The organism is Nocardioides speluncae (assembly GCF_003121585.1).
Lineage (GTDB): Bacteria > Actinomycetota > Actinomycetes > Propionibacteriales > Nocardioidaceae > Nocardioides > Nocardioides speluncae.
Map to the genome: position 1 here is coordinate 59,407 of NZ_QEOO01000016.1, position 22,803 is coordinate 82,209.

Here is a 22,803-nt window from a genome sequence, read left to right on the forward strand (position 1 = left end):
GGCCTAGCGCTTGAGCGGTGCCGGCGGCGGACCGAAGCGGCGGTTGCAGCCGGCACCGCGGCAGCTGCGAAGGAGCTGGGCTCGCCGCTCCAGCTCGCGGACCACCCGTGCGTACCGCCGCTGGTTGGCGACGTTACGGATCTCGTACCTGTCGAACTTGTGGTCGTAGAGCACCTTGGCGCCGGTCTGCATGTCCTTGGCGTAGACGTACCGCGCCGTGCGGACGCCGCGGAACGCCCAGCCCGGGTGCTTGCCACGGACCCGAGACGACCCGGTCTGGATCAGCTGGGTGTCGCGCCACCCGGTCGACCGCCCGGACTTGAGGACGCCGAGGAACGACCTGCCGTCCGCGGTCAGCTTGGGTCGGACGTTGGCGATGTCGGCGATGGTCACCGGAATGTCGACCAACGAGACCGGCACACTGCTCTTGGAGCCGTTGGGCACGCCCGGTCCGCTCACCACCAGCGGGACGCCGGTGATCTCCTCGTTGAGGAAGTTCTTGCCGAAGTAGCGGTGCTCGCCCAGCGCGTAGCCGTTGTCGGAGGTGAAGAAGATCCAGGTGTTGTCGAGCTCGCCGGCCCGGTCCAGGCTCCGCACCAGGGAGGCGACGGACTCGTCGACCGCCTGCAGCGAGCGGATCCGGGACCGGAACCAGGTCTTGACCTTGTTCTTCGGGCGCTTGCGCCGGTCGCGCATCTGCCGCGGCTGGTCGCTCATGTCAGCCTCGTTGAAGTTGGGCTTGGACAGCGACGGCGGCGTGGTCGTCGCGAACAGGCCGGCGTGCCGCTCGGCCGGCGCCGGGCGCTCGAACTGCATCTCGTCGCCGTTGTTGCGCTCGGCGCTCCTGGCGTGCGGAGCGACGTGGCTGGTCCAGATGAAGAACGGCGCCCGGCCGCGGGAGAACTTCCGCACGCTCGACTCGGTACGCCGGGCCAGCACGTCGGTCACGTAGGAGTCCTGGTACTTCGCGGCCCGCGCCATGTTGTTGTTATAGAGCGTGAAGTTCCGGTAGTTGTAGATGCCGCCCACCAGCGGGTCCCAGATCTCCCAGCCCGGCTGCCGGACGTCGCGGCCGCTGTACTGGTTGAGGTACTTGCCGTGGAAGGCGGTCCGGTAGCCGGAGGCCCACAGCCAGGTGGCCAGCGTGGACTGCTCCCGGAACCGCGGGTACCCGCCGTACTTGCCGATGTTGTGCTGGACCTTGTTGTTCTGGGCGTACTGCCCGGTCAGCAGCTCCGCGCGCGCCGGGCAGCACAGCGGGTGCGGTGAGATCGCTCGAGTGAAGGTGCGGCCGCTGCCGCCGAGCGCCTGGCGGGTGAGCGGCATCCAGCGGAGGTCGTACGTCGTCTGGTCGTCGGTGGTGATCAGCACGATGTTCGGCCGGTTGTCCACCTGTGGATCGGCGGCAACAGGGGTGGCGGACGTGGACGGGGTGCTGGCAGAGAAGTCGGCGCCGATGCCACCCAGGGTCAGGGTGAGTACGACGACGACGTGCAGCAGGCCAGGTCGCGGCATGCGGTTCCCTCCATATACGCGAAAGTCGAGTAACTTACTCTAAATAACCAAGCCTCGACCCACAAACGACAGCCCATATCTTGGGCGACGCGGGCAGTGGCGGTCACATCGCCTGGGGCCCCTGGGGCAGCCGAAGGCCCGACCCGCGCCGTACTCGTGAGTAGCTAGGACACTCCTCACACCGCCCAGAGCCTGACACGGCGTGTCAAGTCGCCGTAGGCTCGCCATCGTCCACATAAAGGCACGAGGTCGGCGCGCTCCTTCGGGCAAGCGGCGCCGGCAGGTTTGGGAAGTGAGCAACGGATGGCCCCCACGTTGATTCTGGGGCTGGGCATGACCGCGGTCACGCTGGTCCTCGCCGGCCAGCGAGTTCGGTTCTTGTTCCGGCTGATCTCCAGCGGACAGCCCGCACCCGACCGCATCGAGGGCGTCACCAAGCGCACCGGCACGGCCATCAAGAGCCAGCTGGTCGAGGTGCTCGGCCAGAAGAAGCTGCTCAACTGGTCCATCCCCGGCCTGGCGCACGCGTTCGTCATGTACGCCTTCCTGATCCTCGCCTCGGTGTACCTCGAGGCATACGGCGCGCTGTTCGACCCGAAGTTCGCGATCCCGCTGATCGGCCACTGGGCGATCGTCGGCTTCGCGCAGGACCTGATCGGCGTGCTGTGCCTGGTAGGCCTGATCACGTTCGCGATCATCCGGCTGAAGAACTCGCCGGCGAAGCTCGGCCGCCAGTCCCGGTTCAAGGGCTCGCACCTGGGCGGCGCCTGGCTGGTGCTGTTCATGATCACCAACGTCCTGTGGACGATGTTCCTGTTCCGCGCCGCCGCGTCGGCCGCCGGCAACCTGCCCTACAAGAGCGGTGCGTTCGTCTCGATCGGCATCGGCAAGCTGTTCGACGGCATGTCCCACGACACCCTCGAGCTGCTCGAGCACGTCGGCCTGCTGCTGCACATCGGCGTGATGCTGGTCTTCCTGATCCTGGTGCTGCACTCCAAGCACCTGCACATCTTCATCGCGCCGCTCAACATCATGTTCGGCCGGCGTCCGGTCGCGCTCGGTGAGGTCAAGCCGCTGATCTCGACCGGCAAGCCGGTCACCCTCGACGACATCGATGACCTCGATGAGGACGCCAAGCTCGGCGTCGGCTCTATCGAGGACTTCTCGTGGAAGGGCCTGCTCGACATGGCCAGCTGCACCGAGTGCGGCCGCTGCCAGTCCCAGTGCCCGGCCTGGAACACCGAGAAGCCGCTGTCGCCGAAGATGCTGATCATGAACCTCCGCGACCACGCGTTCGCGGCGGCGCCGTACAACCTGGCGGCCGAGGGCGCCCGCGGCGGGCTGTCCGACGAGGTGAAGGCCGAGGCGGCGCGGCCGCTGGTCGGCGAGACCGAGGGCGAGGCCTGGCACCCCACGGGCGGCGGCATCATCGACCCCGACGTCCTGTGGTCCTGCGTCACCTGCGGCGCGTGCGTGCAGCAGTGCCCGGTCGACATCGAGCACGTCGACCACATCGTCGACATGCGCCGCTACCAGGTGCTGGTCGAGTCGAACTTCCCGGCCGAGCTCAACCAGCTCTTCAAGGGCATGGAGAACAACGGCAACCCGTGGAACATGTCGCCTAAGGCGCGGATGGACTGGGCCAAGGACCTGCCGTTCGACGTACAGGTGGTTGGCGAGGACCTGGAGTCGCTGGAGTCGGTCGACTGGCTGTTCTGGGTCGGCTGCGCCGGCGCCTACGAGGACCGGGCGAAGAAGACCACACGGGCCGTGGCCGAACTGCTGAACATGGCCGGGGTGAGCTTCGGCGTACTCGGCAACGGCGAAACCTGCACCGGCGACTCCGCTCGCCGCGCCGGTAACGAGTTCGTGTTCCAGGGCCTGGCCCAGCAGAACATCGAGACGTTCAAGGAGTTCAAGGTCAAGAAGGTCGTCTCGACCTGTGCGCACTGCTTCAACACGCTCAAGAACGAGTACAAGGAGTTCGGGATCGAGCTCGAGGTCGTGCACCACACCCAGCTGCTGAACCGGCTGGTGCGCGAGGGCAAGCTGACCCCGGTGCGTGACGGCGCCGGCGCCGCGAAGCGGACGATCACCTACCACGACCCGTGCTACATCGGTCGCCACAACAAGGTCTACGAGCCGCCGCGCGAGCTGCTGCAGGTGCTCCCCGGCGCCGAGTTCGTGGAGATGGAGCGCAACTCCGAGCGGTCCTTCTGCTGTGGCGCCGGCGGCGCCCGGATGTGGATGGAAGAGACCATCGGCTCGCGCATCAACAGCAACCGGACCAAGGAGGCCGTCGGCACCGGCGCCGACCAGATCGCCGTCGGCTGCCCGTTCTGCCGGGTGATGCTGGCCGACGGTCTGCTGGAGGAGCAGGCGTCCGGCGCCGCACGCGAGGAGGTCGAGGTCCTCGACGTCGCCCAGATGCTGCTGGCCTCGGTCAAGGGCGAGGTCGCCACCCGCACCCGGCCGGCCGCCAAGGCCGGTGCCGCTGCTGCCGGCGGCGAGGCTGCTGGTGCCGCTGGTGGTACGGCGACCGCCACGATCGAAGCACCCGAGGAGCCGGCCGCGCCCGAGGCCAAGTCCGGCGGCTCGCTCTTCGACACCCCCGCACCGGAGACCCCTGCCGCACCGGCGCCAACCGGTGGGTCGCTCTTCGACACTCCGGCTCCGACTCCGGCTCCGGCCGAGCCGGCCGCGTCGGGCGGCTCGCTCTTCGACACCCCGGCTCCCGAGGCCCCGGCCGCGCCTGCGTCCTCCAGCGGCTCGCTGTTCGACGTCGCACCGACCGAGGAGCCCGTCGCCGAGAAGCCGAGCAGCGGTGGGTCACTGTTCGACATTGCGACGCCAGCAGAGCCCGAGCCTGAGGCCGCGGCGCCGACGGTCGACCTCAGCACCAGTAGCTCGCTGTTCGACATCGCGGCACCCCCCGAGCCCGAGGCCGCGGCCCCGACCGAGCCGGAGACGGAGGATCCGGAGACGATCTTCGACGAGGACGAGGCAGCCGAGGACGAGGCGCCGGAGGCGGCCCCCGCGGCCGAGTCCGAGAACAGCGAGCCTCGGACCGACGTCGACATCAACAAACCGGGGTCACTCTTCGACCTCTGATCCGCCGTACCGAAGAGTAGGACGGTTCTGCGACCCAGCAGCCGTCCTACTCTTCGGTATCGCGGCGCCCCGGCTCCTCTAGGGTCGAGCTCATGCGAACCGACATCAGCGAAGGTGGCGCAGGGGCGCCGGAGTCCAGCAACGTGACGGCGCCGCCGGGCGGTGTGATGACCAACGACGTCGGCGTCATTAGCGGCGAGCTGACGATCGAGACCAGCCTGACCGGTGACGGGACCCAGGTGATCGCGACGTACGTCGGGTCGACCGATCGCTACACCGTCGCCGGCTCGCCGGTCGCCAGCCAGCTGGCCCACGAAGAGGTCGTCGCGCACCTGACCAAGGACCGCGGCAAGGGCGCTGACGGCAACCCGCAGTTCACCGACCTCACCGACCTGCCCGGCGCCTCGGCACCCGTCGACCCGGGCGACGAAGGCACCCTCGGCTAGCAAGATCCACAGCCAGGGAACCGATCCTCGTGCCTTGCCGGTCATACCGTTGAGGCACGAGGAGGCCGAGTGGAATTCACGGAGTACGTCGCTGCTCGGCGCGCGGCGCTAGTGCGCTCCGCCGTACTTCTGGGCTGCCCGCAGCCCGACGCCGAGGACATCGTCCAGTCCACGCTGACCAAGGCGTACCGATCCTGGCGGCGCGTGCAGCGAGCCGACCAACCGGACGCGTATGTCTACCGGATCCTGGTCAACACCCTGCGCGATGCCCGCGCCCGGAAGTGGCGGCGCGAGGTCCCGACCCACGACCTTCCTGAGCTCGCCGAGCCCGACCGCGACCTCGCCGCCGGTCTCGCGGTACGCCACGCCCTTGCCGCCCTGCGACCCGATCACCGCGAGGTGCTCGTGCTTCGCTTCTTCGCCGACCTGAGCGAGCAGCAGACCGCCGACACGCTCAAGATTCCGGCCGGCACCGTTAAGAGCCGCACCGCCCGCGCCCTCGCCACGCTCTCGGAACAGGCGGACATCGCTGCACTGACCACTGAGAGGGGACGTTGATGCTGTCCGAGACCGATGCCCGCCGCCTGCTACACCTCGCCGCCGAATCCGTTCCGGTCGCGGCCGCAACAGCGCAGCCGCCTCGGCCTCAGCGCCGGCAACGCCACCTGATCGCACTCGGCACCGCGCTCGCCGTCGCCGCCACAGTCGCTGTCGTCTTCCTACTGCCCGGCGGCGACCGCCGTCCGGAGCCCACTTCGCCGTCGTCGCCCGAGCCGCCGGGTGTGACCCTCGATGCCAACCAGATCCCCTCAGTCTTCGCGATGACCGGCGATCAGGCGCGACAGCTAGTGGCCGACAGGGGGCTGTCCGCGACCGTGCGTCAGGAGCCGACCTGCGCGGAGGTCGCTGGCCGCGCACTGCGGACCGTACCGGCGACCGGCACCCGGTTCCGCCCCGGCGACCGAGTCACCGTTCTGGTCGCGAGCACTCCTGCCGCCGCTGCGTGCAAGTCACTCAAGGATCGGGCACTGGCGTGGCAGCTCCTGGACTGGGCGAACGGGCGCGGGCAACCACCGGCGTTCGCCGACCGCGTCTCAAGCTTCACCAACGGCGAGGACCCGGTCGCGTTCGACCCCACCGAGGCCGCCGATCCCGCCGCCTGGGGGTCGGACGCGGCACCGGCCGCACTGGCCCGCCGGAGCGGGGAGATCATGACGCTGACAAGCAACCGCCGTACCGAGTACCGCACGCCAGCCCTTGGCGTCGTCACTGACGACGGGCGCGACTTCGTCTGCGGCGGCTGGGATCTCCCCGGCTCCCTCGACCACAGGCGTTCGATCATGGTGAGCGTCGGGGTTCCTACCGACGGGTTCGCCGATGACTGCACCATGGTCAACCTGTTCGTCACCGACGGACAGATCGACACCGTGGTGCTGCGTCAGTCGGAACCAGCCGACGTCGGCCGGCCGAACGGCCAATCGGCCGAGCCCGAGTCAGTCGAGGTCCGCGAGGAAGCCGAGCAGGTCGGCGAGGCCTTCGTATCCTTCGCTCGCGACAACGGCGCGAGTGACGACCTCTTCGCTGCCGAGGTGGACCTCTGGCTCGGGAACAGACCGATCGCCACGATCGACGCCGCGTCGGCGACCACCGAGAGCGCGTGGAACATCTGTCCGCCGGAGGGAGACGGGTACGCCGAGGCCGTGTGCCCGTTCTCGGCGCTGGAGGCGGTCCGCGAAAGCAAGTGGCCCCTGATCTATCTAACGCAGCATCCACTCCTGGGGGCCTGCGCCGCCGGCTCCAGCGACACGGAACTGCCTGGCGGGCCGTTCGTCGTCCTGGGCGTGGCCGAGCCAGATGCGTGCATGAACAACTGGAACGTCGAGCTTTACTACGGCGCCGACCGCCGGATCACTGCGGTCAATCTTCTCCTCGGAGCCCCGTGACGTCACAGGCCCGCCAAGGTGACGTCACAAATGATTGATATGACGTCATCGTGATGTCATAGTGGTGTGCATGGACATCACGCCGTACGTCGACAGCCTCCGCCGCGACCTCGTCGCCGCCGCCGAGGCTGGCGACGAGCAGACCCGCGCCGCCGCCGAGCGGCTCACCCTGGCCCTCGGCCCGGCCGTCCGGCTGGCGCTGATGGAGGCCATTTCGCAGGCTGCGGCCGAGATCACCACCGAGATGCGGGCGGGCTCGGTCGACGTACGCCTCGACGGCCGTGACCTCGACTTCGTCGTCGACTCCCCCGCCGAGCTGCCCGACCAGCCGACCACGCCGGCCACGCCGGCTGCGGCCGCCGCAGCCACGGCTGCCGACGAGCCCGACGATGACGACGGCGCGATCGCCCGGGTCACGCTCCGGCTGCCGGAGGCGGTCAAGGCCAGGGCCGAGGAGTTCGCGGCCCGGACCGGCCACTCGCTGAACACCTGGCTGGTCGGCGTCGTCCGCGACGCCACCCGCGAGAGCGCCGTCCGCGTCGACGTCGACCTGTCGAGCATCCCGTTCGCCGGCGGCTTCGACCCGTTCGGCCCACCCCACAAGACCACCCGCCGCATGACCGGCTGGGTCTAACCACAACCACCCGCACCGCATCCACGGACCAGCCGTCGGCTGGTACGGCGGTCGAACACACCCTGGAGACACCCATGAATGAGCGCACCGAACAGTTCAAGACACCCGAGCCGATCACCGTGCACGTCGAGATCGGCAAGGGCACGGTCACAGTCACCGCTACCGAGACCACCGAGACCACCGTCCTGGTCAGCGGCAAGCACGCCGACCAGGTCCGCGTGGACCAGACCGGCCGCGGGGTCAGCGTGGTCGAGCCGCGCCGGCTCGGCTTCGGCGACGACGTACACGTCACCGCGACCGTCCCGACCGGCAGCACGCTGTCGCTGATCACCGGCAGCGCCGACATCGAGGCGACGGGCATCTTCGCCGGCGGCTCGGTGAAGAGCGGCTCCGGTGATGTCCGGCTCGACCACCTGACCGAGTCCGCCGTACTCGAGACCGGCTCCGGCGACATCACGGTGTCGGCCACCGACGCCGACCTGAAGGTCAAGAGCGGCTCGGGCGACCTCCGCGTCGGCCGGGTCGGCGGCGCGATCACGGTCTCGACCGGCTCCGGCGACATCGAGATCGGCGAGAGCGTCGGCGAGGCCAGCGCCAAGACCGGCTCCGGCGACCTGCGGATCGGGCGAGCCGGCGACAGCGTCTCGCTGATGACCGGCAGCGGCGACCTGAGCGTGGACTCGATGAGCCGCGGCCGGCTGTCGATGAAGAGCTCGTCAGGCGACGTCCGGGTCGGCATCCCGTCCGGTACGCCGGTGTGGACCGATGTCTCGTCGCTGACCGGCCGGATCAGCTCCAACCTGGCCGGCGTCGGCGCGCCCGAAGAGGGAGCCGACTACGTCGAGCTGCGAGCCAAGACCGTCACCGGCGACGTCGTCCTCACCCAGGTCTGACCGCCGCCCTCGTAAGGAGATCGCGATGAACCACCTGAACAGCCTCACCGACCGTCTCATCCTCGACCAGGAGGACTACCTCCGTGAGGCCCGCCAGCGGGCCCTGGTCCGCAAGGTGAAGGCGGGCCGCCAGTCGAAGGAGCAGAAGGTACGCCGCCACCGCGCCGGCACCCGCCTGATCTAAGCCGGCCACAACTCCCCACCCAGAACTGTCCCTCCCCGTGCGATGTATCGCGCGGGGAGGGACAGTTTCACTAGGTACCTAGTGAAACTGCCCGACTACGACCGCATCGCGACGCCCTCACGCCAGTAGCCCATGAAGGCGACCTGGCGGCGGTCGACGCCGAGCTCCTTGACCAGGTGCCGGCGCAGGCCGGTGACGACGCCGGACTCGCCGGCGATCCAGGCGTACAGGCCGTCGAGGTCGTGGCCGACGGCGACAGCAGCCTCGGCGATCTCCTCGCCGGAGGACGAGTAGGTCGGGGTCTCCCAGAGGTCCGGGTCGATCTCGTCGTCGGCGACGTCGAGCGCCGCGGTCGCCGAGCCGAGGTGGGCGAGTACGGCGGCGTGCACGCGCTCGCCGAGCGGGGCGCCATCGCGCGGCAGCCAGACCACTTCCATGCCGTCGGGGCAGCGGATGTCGAGGACGTCGGCGCTCGCCGGCACCTCGAGGAAGGCGGTGCCGGCGGTGCCGTCCGGAAGGTCCTCGAGGATGCTCGACACAGCGGGCACCGCGGTCTCGTCGCCGACCAGCAACAGCGTCTTCGCATCACCGGGTACGAACTCGATGCCGCCGAACGGTACGCCGCGGCGCGGGGCGAGCGTCACCAGCCGCTGGCCGGCCGCGGCCGACGAGGCCCAGCGCGAGCCGGGGCCTGAGTGGCCGCCGTCCTCGTGCAGCACGAAGTCGACGACGATTCGGGTGTCGGCGCCCGAGCCCTCGACGGCCCGCACGGTGTAGGTACGCATCGAGCCGCGCTCCTCCTCCGGGATCTCCATCCAGGACATGAACCAGGACTCGTCGGCGCCCTCGAACGTCGGCAGCACGCCGGCCGCATTCGGGAAGATCAGCTTGATCCGCTGGTCGTAGTAGAGGCCGTCCACGCCGAACTCGGCCAGCTCCGGCGCACCGAAGGTGACCCGGACGAACGACGGCGACAGCTGCTCGACGGCCAGGGCCTCGATCTCGGCCAGGACCAGCGGGGGTACGGCGGCCTCGGCAGCCTCGACGGACTCGGTCTCGGTGGTCTCGGTGGTCATACGGGGCTGCCTTTCGTGACATGCCGGCCGACGGGTACGACCAGCGGGGTGTGGGATACGGGGTCGGTGATCACGCGGCTCTCGAGGCCGAAGACGGCGTCGACGACCTCCTCGGTGACCACCTCGGCGGGGCTGCCCTCGGCGACGATCTCGCCGTCGCGCAGCGCGACCAGGTGGTCGGCGTACCGCGCGGACAGGTTGAGGTCGTGCAGCACCATCACGATCGTGGTGCCGCGGGAGTGGTTCAGGTCGGCGAGCAGGTCGAGCATCTCCACCTGGTGCGCGACGTCGAGGTACGTCGTGGGCTCGTCGAGCAGCAGCAGGTCGGTGCCCTGGGCGAGCGCCATCGCGATCCAGACCCGCTGTCGCTGACCACCGGAGAGCTCGTCGACGACACGGTCGGCCAGCTCGAGGGTGTCGGTCATCTCGAGCGCCTCGGCGACCGCGGCCTCGTCCGCCTTGGTCCAGCGCCGGAACGTGCCCTGGTGCGGGTGCCGGCCGCGGCCGACCAGGTCGACGACGGTGACGCCCTCGGGAGCGATCGGGTTCTGCGGCAGCAGTCCGAGCGTGCGCGCCACTTGTTTAGTCGGCAGCTTGTGGATCGCCGTCCCGTCGAGGAGTACGGCGCCGCCCTGGGGCCGCAGCAGCCGAGCCATCCCGCGCAGCAGCGTGGACTTGCCGCAGGCATTGGCGCCGACGATCACGGTGACCGCGCTGTCCGGGACGCTGACCGACAGGTCGGTGACGATCCGCCGCTCGCCGTACCCGAGCGAGACGGAGTCGGCGACCAGGCGCGCGGTGTGGTCTCGACGACGCTCGCTAGGGCTCGCTGCTCGACCACCCGAACTGACCTTCTCGAGCGCGATCATGCGCTTCTCCTTCCGGTGCGGCCGCTCGCGAGCAGCCAGAGCAGGAACGGCGCCCCGAGCGCGCCGGTGACGACGCCAACCGGGAAGTTGATGTCGAGGATGAGGTACTCGGCCGCGTAGTCCGCGGCCACCACGATCGCGGCGCCGACCAGGCCGGCGCCGAGCAGCGTGGTCCGGCCGGCGTTGAGGGCCCGCGAGATCGGTCCGGCCAGGAACGACACGAACGCGATCGGGCCCGAGGCCGCCACGCCGACCGCGACCAGCACCACGCCGACCAGCAGCAGCGCGTCGGTACGGCGCGTGGTCACGCCGAGCCCGGCGGCGGCGTCCTCGCCGAGCTCGGTGATCCGCAGCGACCGCGCCAGCCAGGCCACGATCGGCGTCAGCACGATGAGCAACACGACCAGGACCCGGATCGTCGGCCAGTCGGCCTGATGCAGGCTGCCGGTCAGCCAGCGCAGCGCGAGCTGGGCGTCGAAGATGTCGGCCCGGGTGAACAGGTACTGGATCACCGAGTTCAGGGCGGCGGCCATGCCGACCCCGATCAGCACCAGCCGGTAGCCGGCCACACCGCCGGACACCAGCCGCACGATCGCGGCCGTACCGAGCGCCCCGAGGATCGCAGCCAGCGAGAGCCACCGGTTGTCGGTGACGTCGACCAGGATCAGCACCGCGACTGCCGCGGCGCTGGCGCCGACGCTGATCCCGATCACGTCCGGCGAGGCCAGCGGGTTGCGCAGGATGGTCTGGAAGATCGCACCACCGACCCCGAACGCCACCCCGACGAGGACGCCGAGCAGCGCCCGCGGCAGCTTGCTCTCCAGCAGGATGAAGCTCGCGCCGGGGATCTCGGTCCCGGTGACGATCCGGAAGAAGTCGGGGATCGTGATCGTGTAGTCGCCGAGCAGCACTCGCGCCACGAACAGCAGGAACAGCAGCACGCTCAGCCCGCCGACGACCAGCCGGTGCCGGTTCAGCGGCCGCCGCCGCGCCCGGCGTACCACGTCGGTCGGAGTGGGTGCCTCGATGACGCTCACAGCGCCCCCAGCCGGCCGCGCCGGATCATCCAGAAGAAGATGGGTACGCCGATGACCGAGGTCATGATCCCGACCTGGACCTCGGCGGGCGGCAGCACCACCCGCCCGACCACGTCGGCAGCCAGGGTGAGGACCGCGCCGTACCCCATGCTGAACGGCAGGATCCGGGCGTAGTCGGAGCCGACCACGATCCGCACCAGGTGCGGCACGATCAGGCCGACGAACGCGACCGGTCCGGCCAGCGCCGTTGCGCCCCCGGACAGCAGCACGATCGCGAGGCCGACGATGAGCCGGTCCCGCGTCGTGTGCCGGCCCAGCCCGCGCGCCATGTCCTCGCCGAGGGTGAGCGTGTTGAGCACGCGCGCGCTCACCAGCGCCAGCGCGGCGCCGACCGCGAGCATCGGCGCCAGCGTGAGCAGCGGCGACCAGTAGCGGCCGCCGATGGTGCCGACCTGCCAGAGCCGGAACACCTCGAGCGTCTGCCGGTCGAGGAGGAGTACGGCGGAGGTCCAGCTGGTCAGTGCCGCGGTCATCGCCGCGCCGGCGATCGCGAGCTTGACCGGGGTGGCGCCGTCGCGGCCGAGCGAGGCGAGCATGTGCACGGCGACCGTGGCCACCGCAGCGCCGGCGAACGCGAACCAGAGGTACTGGTTCAGCTGCGAGGCGCCGAAGACGGTCAGCCCGACCACCATCGCGAACGCGGCGCCGGCGTTCACGCCGAGGATGCCGGGGTCGGCGAGCGGGTTGCGAGTCAGGCCCTGCATGCAGGCGCCGGCCAGGCCGAGCGCGGCGCCGAGGGTGAGCCCGACAGCCGTGCGCGGCACCCGCGCCTCGACGATGCCGCTCATCGCGTCCGACCCGCTGAACAGCTCGAACGGCGAGACCATCCGCGAGCCGACCAGTACCGAGGCCGCCGAGACGGCGACAACCGCCACGACCAAGGTCGCAGCGGCCGTCGCCGTCGAGGCCCGCCCAGAGAGCGGGAGTGACGCGGGCACTCGTTGTTCGGTGAGCGTCACGAGCCCGTCGCGGCCTTCACGACGTTGGGAAGGAAGTGCTCGATCAGGTAGGGGATCGACAGCGGCGACGGGTTGGTGATCGCCAGCCCGATGTGCTTGTCGGCCTCGCCGTACACGTTGCCCGACTTCAGGGCGGGGATCTGCCCGACCAGCTTGTCCTTCTTGAAGGTCTCCAGGTCGGTCGGCTGCTCGATGTAGGTGAGGAACACGTCGGACTCCAGCTCGCTGGACCGCTCGGCGGAGACCTGCGCGTAGTACGGGTCGGTGCCCTTGAGCTTCTCGGCGGCCGGCGCGGAGACCATCCCGAGCTCGGTCAGGATCCGGACCCGGTTGTCCTCGGCGAGGTAGATGCCGACCTGGGAGAGGTCCGCGGCGTTGAGGTAGGAGAAGAGCACCGACTTGCCCTGGATGTCAGGGTTGGCCGCCTTGGCCTCCTCGATCGCCTTGTTGGTGTCGGCCTCGACCTGGTCGGCCAGCTTGTTGCGGCCGAGCACCTGGCCGGCGATGTCCAGGCTGTCCTGCCACGAGGTCACCCAGATTGCACCCGGCGGAGCCACGGTCGGCGCGATCTTGGTGAGCTTGGCGTAGTCCTGCTTGGTGATGCCGGAGTTGGCCGCGATGATCACGTCCGGGCTGAGCTTGGCGATCGCGTCGACGTCGAGGGCCTGGTCGTAGTTGAACCGGGTCGGCTGCTCGGCGTCGAGCTCCTTCAGCTCGGCGTCGAACCAGTCGGTCGAGCCCGCTGCGTTGCCGCCCCAGGTCAGCTTGACCGCGCCGACGGGGACCACGCCGAGCGCGAGGACGGCGTCCTGGTCGGTCCAGCTGACCGTGACGACGCGCTTCGGCTCCTCGGCGACGGTGGTCTCGCCGTACGAGTGCTTGATGGTGACGGGGAAGGCACCCTCCTCGGCCTGGGCGACCTCCTTCTGCTCCGGAGCCTCCTTGGCCTCGGTCGACCCGGTGCTGCAGCCGGCCAGGCTGGTCGCGGCGAGTACGGCGACGACTGCGGGCGTGGCCCAACGTGCGATGAAGCGCGGCTTCATGGTTCCTCTTTCTGGTTTGTTCTTCGGGGAAGTAGGGCGGGAGCTGCCGGGTTCAGCCGGACTTCTTGGCGGCGGCCGCGATCTCCGGGATGACGTTGTCCATCGCCCAGGGCAGCGAGAGTGGGCTCGGCGCGGAGAGGGAGAGCATGGTGCGGGGGGCGCCGCCGGTCCACCAGGCGCCGCGGGTCACGGCCGGGATCTTGCTGATCAGCGCGTCGCCCTCGACCTGCTTGATGTACTCGGCCTCGGTCGGCTCCTCGTACGGCATCAGGATCGCCACGTCCGAGGCCAGGGTGTCGGCCCGCTCGGCCGACACCGACTCGTAGAACGCCGTACTGTCACCGGCCATCTTCTTCACCACCGGCGCGTTGACCAGGCCGACCTGCTCCAGCACCTTCATCCGGGTGTCGTGCGAGGTGAGGTAGTCGATCTTGGAGAGGTCCGCGGTGCTAATGCCGGCGAAGAGAACGGTGGTACCGACCAGCTCCGGGTGGTCCTGCTGCGCCTGCGCGAGCACGTCCTGGGTCTTGGCCAGCTTCTCGGCAGCCAGCTTCGGGCGGCCCAGCGCCTGACCGATCAGCTTGAGCGAGTCCTGCCAGTCGGTGGTCCACGGCGCACCCGGGTAGGCCACGACCGGGGCGATCTTGCTGAGCTTGGCGTACTCCGCCTTCGTCACGCCGGAGTTGGCGGCCAGGATCAGGTCCGGGTCGAGCTTGGCGATGTCGTCGACCGGCGCAGCCGTTGAGCCGTCGTACTGGACAGGCGCCTCGCCGCCGATCCGCTCCAGCTCCTGGTCGAACCAGTCGGTGGAGCCGTTCTCGTTGCCGCCCCAGATCACCTTGTTGACGGCGACCGGAACCACGCCGAGCGCGAGCACGAAGTCCTGGTCGGACCAGCCGAGGGTGACCACCCGCTTCGGCTCCGCCTCGATCGTGGTCTCGCCGAACACGTGCTTGACCGTGGTCGGCAACGCCCCCTCCTCGGCCTTGCTGCCGCGCTCCGGCGCCGGCTGCTCCTTGGCCTCGGTGGAGCCGGTGCTGCAGCTGGTCAGCGAGGCGGTGAGTACGACGGCCGCACCGGCTGCTGCGAGGAAACGTGGGCGCCACATGGCAGGGGCTCTTTTCGTGAGGGCAGGCTTACTAAGGGCAGCCTAACCTCACCTCACGCCAATTGCGCAAGCCAGGTGTGACCTAAATCCCTGGGCCAATGCGTTGCATCAGGTGCAGCTTGTCGTGGGGGTCGCTGACCCGGCTCTTGTTCGCATAGCTCGCTGCGCTCGTCGCAAACAACAGCCGGGTCAGCTCCCTTCCAGAACTTTCAGCACCCCGTGTAAGCGCGCGTTGCGCGCCTACACGCGGGTGCGGTGAAAGTTCTGGAATGACCGCGAGGGCGTGGGGCCGCGCTGGCCCTGGTAGCGGGAGCCATACTTCGCCGAGCCGTAGGGGTGCTCGGCCGGCGAGCTGAGCCGGAAAAAGCAGAGCTGGCCGATCTTCATGCCGGCCCAGAGCTTGATCGGCAGGTTCGCGACGTTGGCCAGCTCGAGGGTGACGTGCCCGGTGAAGCCCGGGTCGATGAAGCCGGCGGTGGAGTGGGTCAGCAGCCCGAGCCGGCCCAGCGACGACTTGCCCTCGAGCCGGGCCGCGATGTCGTCGGGCAGCCCGACCACCTCGTAGGTGGAGCCGAGCACGAACTCCCCCGGGTGCAGGATGAACGGCTCGTCGCCGTCCGGCTCCACCATCCGGGTCAGGTCGGGCTGGTCCTCGGCGGGGTCGATGTGGGGGTACTTGTGGTTCTCGAACACCCGGAAGAACCTGTCCAGCCGTACGTCGATCGACGACGGCTGCACCATCTCCTTGTCGAACGGGTCGAGCGTGACCCGCCCGTCGGAGATCTCGGCCAGGATGTCGCGGTCTGACAGCAGCACGTCCGCAGGCTACCTCGCCAACCCGGCCGCCCCCATCAGCCTGTCCGGCCGAGGTGCAGAACCTGGACCGTGACCGTCTGGTCGACGACCTCGTACAACACCCGGTAGCGACCTACGTGGATCCGGAATCGGTCGACTCCCCGGGCGAACGCTCCGGACGGGCGCGGGTCCTCCGCGAGCAGGTCGGTCTCGTCAAAGACCTGCGCGAGGCCCTCTCGGTCGTCGGCGAGATATCGATGCGCCGCGGCGAGCGCCTCGTCCGCCCAGACGACGTCGTAGCTCACGCCTTATCAAGGCCGAGCGCGCGACGGGCGTCAGCCTGTGACACGTAGCGGACCTCGCCGAGCTGCTTGCGTAGCTCGTATCGCGCGATGGCCAGCGCATCTTCAAGGTCCTCGATCCGACGTAGGTCATCGACGAGGTACAGGTGGATTGCCTCGCGCGCGATCTCCTGCTTGCTGCGCTTCTCGCTGCGGGCGCGCTCGCTCAAGAGATCGTCGTCGGCCTCGTCGAGTCGAAGGGTCATCGCCATGTCGCCGACGGTACCAGGCCGTGGTATCACGTGGTATCACTTTGGTGGGGCGCCGCGCCCGCCGCACAATGGAGCCCATGACATTCCACCGGTACGTCGCGCTCGGCGACTCCTTCACCGAGGGCGTGGGCGACCCGGACGCGGCGCGGCCGAACGGTCTGCGCGGCTGGGCGGACCGGGCCGCCGCCGTACTCGCGCAGCAGACCCCGGACTTCCGCTACGCCAACCTCGCGATCCGCGGCCGCAAGCTGGAGCCGATCCTCGACGAGCAGCTGGAGCCGGCGCTCGCCCAGCGGCCCGACCTGGTCACGATGTACGCCGGCGCCAACGACCTCATCCGGCCGTCGGTCGACATCGACCTGATCGTCGAGCGGTACGACGAGGCGGTCGGCCGGCTCATCGAGGCCGGGGCCACCGTGGTCCTGTTCACCGGGTTCGACCCGGGCGGCTCGGCAGTCTTCGGCAAGACCCGGGGCCGGTTCGCGATCTACAACGAGCTGGTCCGCGAGGTCGCCGACCGCCGTGGAGCGACGCTGCTCGACTTCTGGCGGATGCGGGAGTACCGCGACTGGCGGCTCTGGGACACCGACCGGATGCACATGAGCTCCGCGGGCCACCAGCAGATGGCGATCGCGGTCCTGGACACGCTCGGCGTACCCCACGACCTCAAGCCGCTGCCGGTGCCCGCCGCACCGCGGCCGAGCAAGCGTGAACAGCTGCGCGCCGACGCCAAGTGGGCCCGCGAGCACGCGCTGCCCTGGATGCACCGGCGGATCACCCGCCAGTCGTCGGGCGACACCGTCAGCCCACGCTGGCCGCAGCTGGCGCCGGTCCAGATCGACTGAGCCGGACCGGCGCCACGTCGGTCAGCCGACCAGACCGAGGAGCGCGGCTGCGGTGCCGTCGTGACCCGCGCGGTTGGCGTGGTACGGCGCCGCGATCGTGGTCGGCACCAGTCCCTCCATCCAGCGCTGCGAGGCCGGTGCGCAGATGTCGTGGCCAGCGAACAGCGCCTCGGAGTCGACGTAATCGAGACCGCGCTCGGCGGCGAGGTCGCGCAGGGTTTCGTTGAGCCGGGTGAAGACGCTCTGGATGTAGTCGGCGTCCTCGGGCCAGACCGGGTCGGTCCAGTAGCAGCCGCCCTTGCGGTAGTACTTGCCGTAGCCGACCACGATGACCTCGGCGTCGGGCGACTTGGTCTCGATCGTGTCGAGCACGGTGGCCACGCTGGACCGCATCGTCGCGATCTTGGCGATGAACGGGTCCTTGCCGCCGGCGGCGGCGTACGCGACCGACTTGCAGGAGATGCCGAACGGCGGCGGGGTCCGCCAGCAGCCGGGCACGAACGTGCCGAGGCTGAGGTCGTTCGCGCCGATCGTGATCGTGACCAGGTCGGTGTCGGGCTTGAGTGCGTCGTACTGCGGCGCGTTGTAGCCGAACTGACGGCCGGCCATGTCGCCGGTGGTGGCGCCCGAGCAGCTGACGTCGGTGAGCCGGGCGCCGAGCGCGCGGGCTGTCACATTTGCCCAGTTGTTGGTCGAGCGCAGGCACGGCAGGTTGGGGTTCTGGTTCGGGATCAGTGGACCGGCCGCGGCCGAGTCACCGAGCGCGACGTAGTCGAGCGGGTCGGCGGCCTGGGCGGTGGCGGGCGAGACCACGAGGGCAGCGACGGCGGTAGCAGCGGCCGCTGCGGAGATGAGTAGTCGGGGCGTAGGCATCGTTTCGGGACCTCCCTCAAGGTTGCCGCTCAGCGTGCGCCGGGCACCGTCGGCAGATCCAGACACTCCGGACCACTTGGCGCAACTGGTGGGGACTGTTGGAATGGGCCTGTGACATCTCACAATGAGGAGCGCGACCTCGCCATCCGGACCGTGGTCCGGCTCCTGGACCGATCGCGGGACGAGGTGATCGCCCAGATGCAGGCGACGATCCTCGCTGAGGTGCCGGTCTATACGACGCTCCCGGAGGAGCAGATGGCCGGGGAGATCCGGGAGATCACCGAGATCGGGCTGGCCGTGTTCGTGAAGTCGATCGCGGACCCGGACGTGGACCTGCGGGCGCTGCTCGCGCCGCTCGCCCCGTCGGCCGCCAAGCGGGCCGAGGAGGGCCTGCCGATGGCCGACGTACTCACGGCGTACTACGTCGGCGCGCGAGCGGCGCTGAACTTCCTCGCCGAACGCGCCGGGCCGGTAATCCTGCCCGCCGTCCTCGACCTGGCCGACAAGGTGATCAAGCTGCTCCAGACCGCGACCGCGATCGTCGCCGAAGGCTATGCGCACGAGCGGGAGCTGACCCTCGGCGAACAGCTCACCGCCCGGCTTCGACTCGGTACGGCGCTGGTCGAGGGGCACGCGCCGGAGCAGGTTCGAGAGGCGGCCAACCTGGCCGACGTGGCGCTGCCCCTCCAGTACGCCGTCGTCGCGGTCGCCATGGATGGCGCGAGCGGCGGCGCCGGCCGCACGCCTGATCCGCGGGTGCAGGCGGCCCGCCGGCTGCGCAACGTACGCAGCGCCCTGGTCTCCGGCATCTCCGGCGAGCTGCTGTGGGTGCCGACCCATCGCGCGGCACTGGTGCTGATCCCGCTGGCGGGACAGTGGTCGGCGCTGATCGAAGGCCTGCAGCGGCTGTTCGCCGGGCTCGACGAGCCCGTGGTCGCCGGGGCGGTCGTGGCAGGGCCGCTCCAGGTCTCCGAGGCGGTCGCCACCGCCCTCGACGTCCGCGAGCTCGCCCAGCGGCTCGGCCGGCCCGCAGGTTGCTACCAGCTCGGCGATGTCGCCTTCGAGTACCAGATCTCTCGTCCCGGCCCGGCCCGCGACGCACTGGCCGAGGTGCTCGCACCGCTAGCCGACGACGAGCGGCTGCGGGAGACCCTCGAGGCGTTCGTGGTCGAGGACCGGCACCGCCAGCGGACCGCCCGGCGCCTCGGCGTACACCCGAACACCGTGGACAACCGGCTGCGCCGGATCACCACCCTGACCAGCCTCGACCCGCTGCGCCCACAGGACCTCAGCAAGCTGGTCGCCGGCCTGGCCGCCACCGCGCTGAGCGGCTGAGCGGCTGAGCCGAAGCCGAAGCTGAAAACCGGGCGCTGGTCCGCCGTGGCCATGGGGTAATCTGTGCCCGCCTGCGGATGTAGCTCAGTTGGTAGAGCGCGACCTTCCCAAGGTCGATGTCGCGAGTTCGAGCCTCGTCATCCGCTCCAAACGAACGGCCCGGCAGCCTCCACTGCCGGGCCGTTCTGTCTGGTGGTGGCCCGGGCAGTTTCACTAGGTACCTAGTGAATTTGTCCCAGCCCGTCGGAAGTTTCCTGCGGGGAAGGCCGGTTTCACTAGGTACCTAGTGAAACCGGCCTACTTGTGGGGTTCTTGACGCTTTGTGTGACTCAAGGGACAGTAGTTAGCGATCACTAGTCGCCAATATGCGAGGACTTCCCCCATGCCCCGCCGTCGCACGATCGCCATCGGTGCTCTCGCCGCAGCGCTGGCCGTGAGCCCGTTCCTCCCCAACGCGAGTACGCCGCTGCCGAGCATCAGCGGCTCCGGAAGCACGCCCAAGCCCGACGCCCAGGCATTCTCCCTCGACGCGGCTACAGCCGGCGCGGGCGAGGTCACGCCGGCGATGCAGGCAGAGATCGACCGCGTAATCGCCGCCGGCTGGCGCAGCGCCCGCCCGGCCAAGGCGCTGCCGAGCGACCTGGCGACCAGCGCGGTCCGGTGCGCGACGTTCGAGGGCCAGCGGTACTGCCTGCACACCGGCTGGACGACCAGCTCGGAGGCCGAGGTCCAGCGGCGCACGGCCGTCGCCGCGCGGACGGCGGACCGGACCGCCGCGAGCACGACGGCCACCGGCGACCAGGACGCGCTGGCCACGCTGCGCCGGTACGCCGCGATGTCGCCGCTGGCGCGGGCGAAGGCCGAGCGGGCCGAGCTGACCGCGGCGGCCAAGTCGGTGGCGAAGGTCTGGCTGACCCGCCACCTCGACCAGGGCGTTGCCCTGCCGACCGGCTTCCTGGCCCGGCACCCGGAGGTCCGGGTTCCGACCGCCCGCGAGGCGCGGGCCGCGACGACGTACCCGGAGAAGACCACCATCCTCGACCCGGAGCAGGTCGCCGAGCAGACCCGCACCTACTACTGCGGCCCGACCTCGATGCAGATGATCGAGTGGGGCTGGTCGGGCACCGAGAACTCCCAGGAGTACTGGGCCAAGCGGCTCGGCACCACCACCAGCGGCTCCTCGATCTACGAGATGGTCCGGGTCACCAACGAGGCGACCGGGTACGACAACGAGGACCGGGCGGGCACCTACATCACCCTCGACATCGGCGACTACACCTGGCCCAAGTGGTGGCAGCTGCAGGTCCGCCACATCGCCGGCTACCGGGCGCCGGTGATCCTGCACCCGATCCTGCTCAAGCGCTTCTACCCCTACCTCGACGAGGACGCCTCCGGCCACTACCAGGTCGGCCGCGGCTACAACGCGAACGGCGACGACGTGAACCTGATCAGCTTCTTCGAGCCGTGGAACCAGGCCCGCTTCGACCCCTCGGAGCCGTCCATCGCGCGGGTGCAGTGGCGGCAGGCGTACAAGAGCTACCGGGCCAACCTCGCCCACCCGGCCCACAACATCGGGGTGTGAGGGTGCGAACTTGGTACGCCGCGACGGCGGCGCTGCTGACCCTGCTCGTCGCCGGCTGCTCGTCGTCCGACGACGACCCCCAGCGCGTCGCCGACCCGGACGGCACCGGTAGCAGCAAGCCGGACGGCGGCACCGCCGCCAAGCCGGCAGTCGCCGACGCGAAGCAGGTGCTGCTGGACTGGCAGCCGGCCGGCGACGGCGTCGAGCCGGCGGTCACCCGGTCCGGCGAGTGGGCGCTCAGTGTCGCGACCGACGGCGCCACCGCCACCCTCGACGGACCGACGCCGCGCACGATCAAGGCCGGTCCCGGGCGCCGGGTCAGCGACGTACAGCTCACCGACGCCTGGGCGCTGGTCGTTGCCCAGGACGAGCAGGAGGTCCGACCGGCGACCGCGACCCTGGTCGAGCTGGCCACCGGCAAAGAGTCGGTCGTCGACGGCGAGTCGGACCCGCCGACGACCACCGGCGGCGACTGGTCGCTCGGCGCGGCAGCCGTGCTGCGGCCGACGATGGACGAGAAGGGCGGCTACTGCCTGGTGTCCACCGACCCGGCGACCTCGGAGTCGGCGCTGCCGTACTGCGCAGAGCCGGGCACCGGCTTCCGCGACGTCCGCGCCAGCCCGTACGGCGTCACCATCACCGCCTTCGACGACGCCCAGCCGATCAGCTGCCGCACGCCGACCCGGGTCGACGCCGACCAGCCGCGGCCGCTCCCCGACATCCCCGAGTGCAAGGGCGCCGAGTCGGTGCTCACCGAGCAGGGCGCGGTCTGGGCGGTGGTCGAGAAGGAGCAGCGCTACGAGGCGGCCCATTACTTCGCGTCGTACGACGGCGCCTTCTTCGACCTCGGCGCCGGCACCACCGGCTCGCTGATCTGGTGCGGCGACTCGGCGTGGTTCGTGCGCGACACGCAGAAGGACAAGGACAAGGCGCGGCTGATGCGGTGGGCGCCCGGCGGCACGCTCGAGGTGGCCTACGAGTCGCCGGGCGTCGGCGCCGGATTCCTGGAGGCGCCGCGCTGCGGCGGCGACTCGATCACCCTCACCGCCCTCGGCGAGGGCGGTGACGAGCAGGTCACCGCGCGACTGAGCTGAGGAACCGCAGGAAGTCCTTGCGGTACTGCGGCTCCACCTCCTGGCTACCGAACATCGACGCGCCGTGGTCGGCGCCGTCGTAGGCGACGTACTCGGCCTTGGCGGTGGCCTTGGCGAACCCTCGGTACTCGGCCTGATCGGTGTCGCCCTGGGTCGACAGGTAGAGCACCGGCACCTTGATCCGGCCAACCAGCCCGGCTAACGGGGCCGGGTCGGGTCCGCTGTAGAGACCGTCGAACCACACGCCGCTGACCGGTACGACGGCGTCGCCGTTGAAGTCCGGGCGCGCGGCCGCCGCAAGGACGACCGCCCCGCCGCGTGACTCACCGACCGCAGTCACGGTCGTCGCGCCGCGCTCTCGCAGCTCGGCGACAGCAGCCACGACGTCGACGTCCAGCGCGAACTCGTTGTCGAGGTTGCAGCCGCTGTCGCCCTGGCAGCGGCTGTCGATCGCGAGCACGTGGAAGCCGTCTTTGGCCAGCGCGGCCGCGACCATCGCCCAGTTGCACAGCCCGTCGCTTGACGTGCCCGGGACGAGTACGACGCCCTTCGGGCCGCTGCCAAGCTCCGCGCCGTACAGCTCCACACCGTCCTCGGTCTTGAATGTCACCGCTGTCGGCTCGGCCGGCGCAAAGTCCGGCGCCAGCGTCGCCGGGCAGCGCTCGGCCACCGGCTCCCGTGGTTGAGCCGTGGTGGGATCGGTCGGCGCAGTCGTCGGCGAGGACGGGTCCGCGGCCGAGCCGTTCGGATCATCGGCGTCCCCGCCACAAGCGGCGACGAGCAGCAATGCTCCGGCAGCGAAGACGAGTCTGAGGTTCATGAGACGGGATGCTATGTCAAAACTGACA

The 22,803-nt window shown here is 70.0% G+C and carries 23 protein-coding genes and 1 tRNA gene; 12 read left to right on the top strand and 12 right to left on the bottom strand.

Annotated features, from left to right (window positions below):
* Positions 1 to 3: 3 nt before the first annotated feature.
* On the bottom strand, positions 4 to 1,515 hold the full coding sequence (locus DDV73_RS07720; RefSeq protein WP_109506672.1) for a sulfatase family protein: 1,512 nt from the start codon (positions 1,513 to 1,515) through the stop codon (positions 4 to 6).
* 303 nt (positions 1,516 to 1,818) lie between these two features.
* On the opposite strand from DDV73_RS07720, the gene DDV73_RS07725 reads away from it, so the two are divergent.
* From DDV73_RS07725 to DDV73_RS27810, 7 genes are all read left to right on the top strand, one after another.
* The gene (locus DDV73_RS07725) at positions 1,819 to 4,626 is read left to right on the top strand and encodes a (Fe-S)-binding protein (RefSeq protein ID WP_109506673.1); all 2,808 of its coding nucleotides are present in this window, start codon (positions 1,819 to 1,821) and stop codon (positions 4,624 to 4,626) included.
* Between the two features lie 92 nt (positions 4,627 to 4,718).
* Positions 4,719 to 5,072, top strand: coding sequence for a hypothetical protein (locus DDV73_RS07730; protein ID WP_206050766.1), 354 nt, complete (start codon positions 4,719 to 4,721; stop codon positions 5,070 to 5,072).
* Positions 5,073 to 5,141: 69 nt separating this feature from the next.
* Positions 5,142 to 5,630, top strand: coding sequence for a SigE family RNA polymerase sigma factor (locus tag DDV73_RS07735; RefSeq protein ID WP_109506674.1), 489 nt, complete (start codon positions 5,142 to 5,144; stop codon positions 5,628 to 5,630).
* Entirely contained in the window at positions 5,630 to 7,015 is a 1,386-nt protein-coding gene (locus tag DDV73_RS07740; protein ID WP_109506675.1) for a PASTA domain-containing protein, read from the top strand. The genes DDV73_RS07735 and DDV73_RS07740 overlap by 1 nt, the downstream gene beginning before the upstream one ends.
* A 70-nt stretch (positions 7,016 to 7,085) precedes the next feature.
* Positions 7,086 to 7,649, top strand: a complete 564-nt coding sequence (locus DDV73_RS07745) for a pilus assembly protein HicB (RefSeq protein WP_109506676.1) — start codon at positions 7,086 to 7,088, stop codon at positions 7,647 to 7,649.
* A gap of 74 nt (positions 7,650 to 7,723) precedes the next feature.
* A complete protein-coding gene (locus DDV73_RS07750) occupies positions 7,724 to 8,542 on the top strand; it encodes a DUF4097 family beta strand repeat-containing protein (RefSeq protein ID WP_109506677.1) in 819 nt (272 codons plus the stop codon).
* 25 nt (positions 8,543 to 8,567) lie between these two features.
* A complete protein-coding gene (locus DDV73_RS27810) occupies positions 8,568 to 8,726 on the top strand; it encodes a hypothetical protein (RefSeq protein ID WP_154402655.1) in 159 nt (52 codons plus the stop codon).
* Between the two features lie 95 nt (positions 8,727 to 8,821).
* On the opposite strand, the gene DDV73_RS07755 is transcribed toward DDV73_RS27810, so the two are convergent.
* The 9 genes from DDV73_RS07755 to DDV73_RS28640 form a co-directional block, all read right to left on the bottom strand.
* Positions 8,822 to 9,802, bottom strand: a complete 981-nt coding sequence (locus DDV73_RS07755) for a siderophore-interacting protein (protein WP_109506678.1) — start codon at positions 9,800 to 9,802, stop codon at positions 8,822 to 8,824.
* Positions 9,799 to 10,671 carry an ABC transporter ATP-binding protein gene (locus DDV73_RS07760; protein ID WP_109506679.1) on the bottom strand — a complete coding sequence of 291 codons (873 nt, stop codon included), beginning with the start codon at positions 10,669 to 10,671 and terminating at the stop codon, positions 9,799 to 9,801. Before DDV73_RS07760 ends, DDV73_RS07755 begins: the two co-directional genes overlap by 4 nt.
* Positions 10,668 to 11,708 carry a FecCD family ABC transporter permease gene (locus DDV73_RS07765; RefSeq protein ID WP_240617177.1) on the bottom strand — a complete coding sequence of 347 codons (1,041 nt, stop codon included), beginning with the start codon at positions 11,706 to 11,708 and terminating at the stop codon, positions 10,668 to 10,670. Before DDV73_RS07765 ends, DDV73_RS07760 begins: the two co-directional genes overlap by 4 nt.
* Entirely contained in the window at positions 11,705 to 12,706 is a 1,002-nt protein-coding gene (locus DDV73_RS07770) for a FecCD family ABC transporter permease (protein WP_240617178.1), read from the bottom strand. Before DDV73_RS07770 ends, DDV73_RS07765 begins: the two co-directional genes overlap by 4 nt.
* A gap of 17 nt (positions 12,707 to 12,723) precedes the next feature.
* Complete coding sequence (locus DDV73_RS07775) at positions 12,724 to 13,770, bottom strand: iron-siderophore ABC transporter substrate-binding protein (protein WP_109506680.1); 1,047 nt, start codon at positions 13,768 to 13,770, stop codon at positions 12,724 to 12,726.
* A gap of 52 nt (positions 13,771 to 13,822) precedes the next feature.
* Complete coding sequence (locus DDV73_RS07780; RefSeq protein WP_109506681.1) at positions 13,823 to 14,878, bottom strand: iron-siderophore ABC transporter substrate-binding protein; 1,056 nt, start codon at positions 14,876 to 14,878, stop codon at positions 13,823 to 13,825.
* Positions 14,879 to 15,118: 240 nt separating this feature from the next.
* Positions 15,119 to 15,694, bottom strand: coding sequence for a dCTP deaminase (dcd, locus tag DDV73_RS07785; RefSeq protein ID WP_109506682.1), 576 nt, complete (start codon positions 15,692 to 15,694; stop codon positions 15,119 to 15,121).
* Between the two features lie 35 nt (positions 15,695 to 15,729).
* Positions 15,730 to 15,978 (bottom strand): type II toxin-antitoxin system RelE family toxin, encoded by a 249-nt coding sequence (locus DDV73_RS07790; RefSeq protein ID WP_109506683.1) that lies wholly within the window; start codon positions 15,976 to 15,978, stop codon positions 15,730 to 15,732.
* Positions 15,975 to 16,226, bottom strand: a complete 252-nt coding sequence (locus tag DDV73_RS28640; RefSeq protein ID WP_154402656.1) for a ribbon-helix-helix protein, CopG family — start codon at positions 16,224 to 16,226, stop codon at positions 15,975 to 15,977. The genes DDV73_RS07790 and DDV73_RS28640 overlap by 4 nt, the downstream gene beginning before the upstream one ends.
* A 77-nt stretch (positions 16,227 to 16,303) precedes the next feature.
* Here DDV73_RS28640 and DDV73_RS07800 point away from each other — a divergent pair, with 77 nt between their 5' ends.
* On the top strand, positions 16,304 to 17,071 hold the full coding sequence (locus DDV73_RS07800) for an SGNH/GDSL hydrolase family protein (RefSeq protein WP_109506684.1): 768 nt from the start codon (positions 16,304 to 16,306) through the stop codon (positions 17,069 to 17,071).
* Positions 17,072 to 17,092: 21 nt separating this feature from the next.
* On the opposite strand, the gene DDV73_RS27820 is transcribed toward DDV73_RS07800, so the two are convergent.
* Positions 17,093 to 17,944: an SGNH/GDSL hydrolase family protein gene (locus DDV73_RS27820; RefSeq protein ID WP_154402657.1), complete on the bottom strand. Its 852-nt coding sequence runs from the start codon at positions 17,942 to 17,944 to the stop codon at positions 17,093 to 17,095.
* 111 nt (positions 17,945 to 18,055) lie between these two features.
* Here DDV73_RS27820 and DDV73_RS27825 point away from each other — a divergent pair, with 111 nt between their 5' ends.
* The 4 genes from DDV73_RS27825 (at position 18,056) to DDV73_RS07825 (ending at position 21,955) form a co-directional block, all read left to right on the top strand.
* Positions 18,056 to 19,279 carry a PucR family transcriptional regulator gene (locus tag DDV73_RS27825; protein WP_154402658.1) on the top strand — a complete coding sequence of 408 codons (1,224 nt, stop codon included), beginning with the start codon at positions 18,056 to 18,058 and terminating at the stop codon, positions 19,277 to 19,279.
* A gap of 73 nt (positions 19,280 to 19,352) precedes the next feature.
* Positions 19,353 to 19,428: transfer RNA gene (locus tag DDV73_RS07815), tRNA-Gly, on the top strand.
* Between the two features lie 233 nt (positions 19,429 to 19,661).
* Positions 19,662 to 20,861: a C39 family peptidase gene (locus DDV73_RS07820; protein ID WP_109506687.1), complete on the top strand. Its 1,200-nt coding sequence runs from the start codon at positions 19,662 to 19,664 to the stop codon at positions 20,859 to 20,861.
* The gene (locus DDV73_RS07825) at positions 20,858 to 21,955 is read left to right on the top strand and encodes a hypothetical protein (protein WP_154402659.1); all 1,098 of its coding nucleotides are present in this window, start codon (positions 20,858 to 20,860) and stop codon (positions 21,953 to 21,955) included. Before DDV73_RS07820 ends, DDV73_RS07825 begins: the two co-directional genes overlap by 4 nt.
* On the opposite strand, the gene DDV73_RS07830 is transcribed toward DDV73_RS07825, so the two are convergent.
* Positions 21,936 to 22,775 carry an alpha/beta hydrolase gene (locus DDV73_RS07830; RefSeq protein ID WP_109506689.1) on the bottom strand — a complete coding sequence of 280 codons (840 nt, stop codon included), beginning with the start codon at positions 22,773 to 22,775 and terminating at the stop codon, positions 21,936 to 21,938. The genes DDV73_RS07825 and DDV73_RS07830 overlap by 20 nt on opposite strands.
* Between the last annotated feature and the right edge of the window lie 28 nt (positions 22,776 to 22,803).

What these genes read in the sequence shown, in the direction of transcription:
- DDV73_RS07720 (WP_109506672.1), bottom strand. Translation starts at nt 1,515, where the DNA reads ATGCCGCGACCTGGCCTGCTGCACGTCGTCGTCGTACTCACCCTGACC.
- DDV73_RS07725 (WP_109506673.1), top strand. Translation starts at nt 1,819, where the DNA reads ATGGCCCCCACGTTGATTCTGGGGCTGGGCATGACCGCGGTCACGCTG.
- DDV73_RS07730 (WP_206050766.1), top strand. Translation starts at nt 4,719, where the DNA reads ATGCGAACCGACATCAGCGAAGGTGGCGCAGGGGCGCCGGAGTCCAGC.
- DDV73_RS07740 (WP_109506675.1), top strand. Translation starts at nt 5,630, where the DNA reads ATGCTGTCCGAGACCGATGCCCGCCGCCTGCTACACCTCGCCGCCGAA.
- DDV73_RS07745 (WP_109506676.1), top strand. Translation starts at nt 7,086, where the DNA reads ATGGACATCACGCCGTACGTCGACAGCCTCCGCCGCGACCTCGTCGCC.
- DDV73_RS07750 (WP_109506677.1), top strand. Translation starts at nt 7,724, where the DNA reads ATGAATGAGCGCACCGAACAGTTCAAGACACCCGAGCCGATCACCGTG.
- DDV73_RS27810 (WP_154402655.1), top strand. Translation starts at nt 8,568, where the DNA reads ATGAACCACCTGAACAGCCTCACCGACCGTCTCATCCTCGACCAGGAG.
- DDV73_RS07755 (WP_109506678.1), bottom strand. Translation starts at nt 9,802, where the DNA reads ATGACCACCGAGACCACCGAGACCGAGTCCGTCGAGGCTGCCGAGGCC.
- DDV73_RS07760 (WP_109506679.1), bottom strand. Translation starts at nt 10,671, where the DNA reads ATGATCGCGCTCGAGAAGGTCAGTTCGGGTGGTCGAGCAGCGAGCCCT.
- DDV73_RS07775 (WP_109506680.1), bottom strand. Translation starts at nt 13,770, where the DNA reads ATGAAGCCGCGCTTCATCGCACGTTGGGCCACGCCCGCAGTCGTCGCC.
- DDV73_RS07780 (WP_109506681.1), bottom strand. Translation starts at nt 14,878, where the DNA reads ATGTGGCGCCCACGTTTCCTCGCAGCAGCCGGTGCGGCCGTCGTACTC.
- DDV73_RS28640 (WP_154402656.1), bottom strand. Translation starts at nt 16,226, where the DNA reads ATGGCGATGACCCTTCGACTCGACGAGGCCGACGACGATCTCTTGAGC.
- DDV73_RS07800 (WP_109506684.1), top strand. Translation starts at nt 16,304, where the DNA reads ATGACATTCCACCGGTACGTCGCGCTCGGCGACTCCTTCACCGAGGGC.
- DDV73_RS27820 (WP_154402657.1), bottom strand. Translation starts at nt 17,944, where the DNA reads ATGCCTACGCCCCGACTACTCATCTCCGCAGCGGCCGCTGCTACCGCC.
- DDV73_RS07820 (WP_109506687.1), top strand. Translation starts at nt 19,662, where the DNA reads ATGCCCCGCCGTCGCACGATCGCCATCGGTGCTCTCGCCGCAGCGCTG.
- DDV73_RS07830 (WP_109506689.1), bottom strand. Translation starts at nt 22,775, where the DNA reads ATGAACCTCAGACTCGTCTTCGCTGCCGGAGCATTGCTGCTCGTCGCC.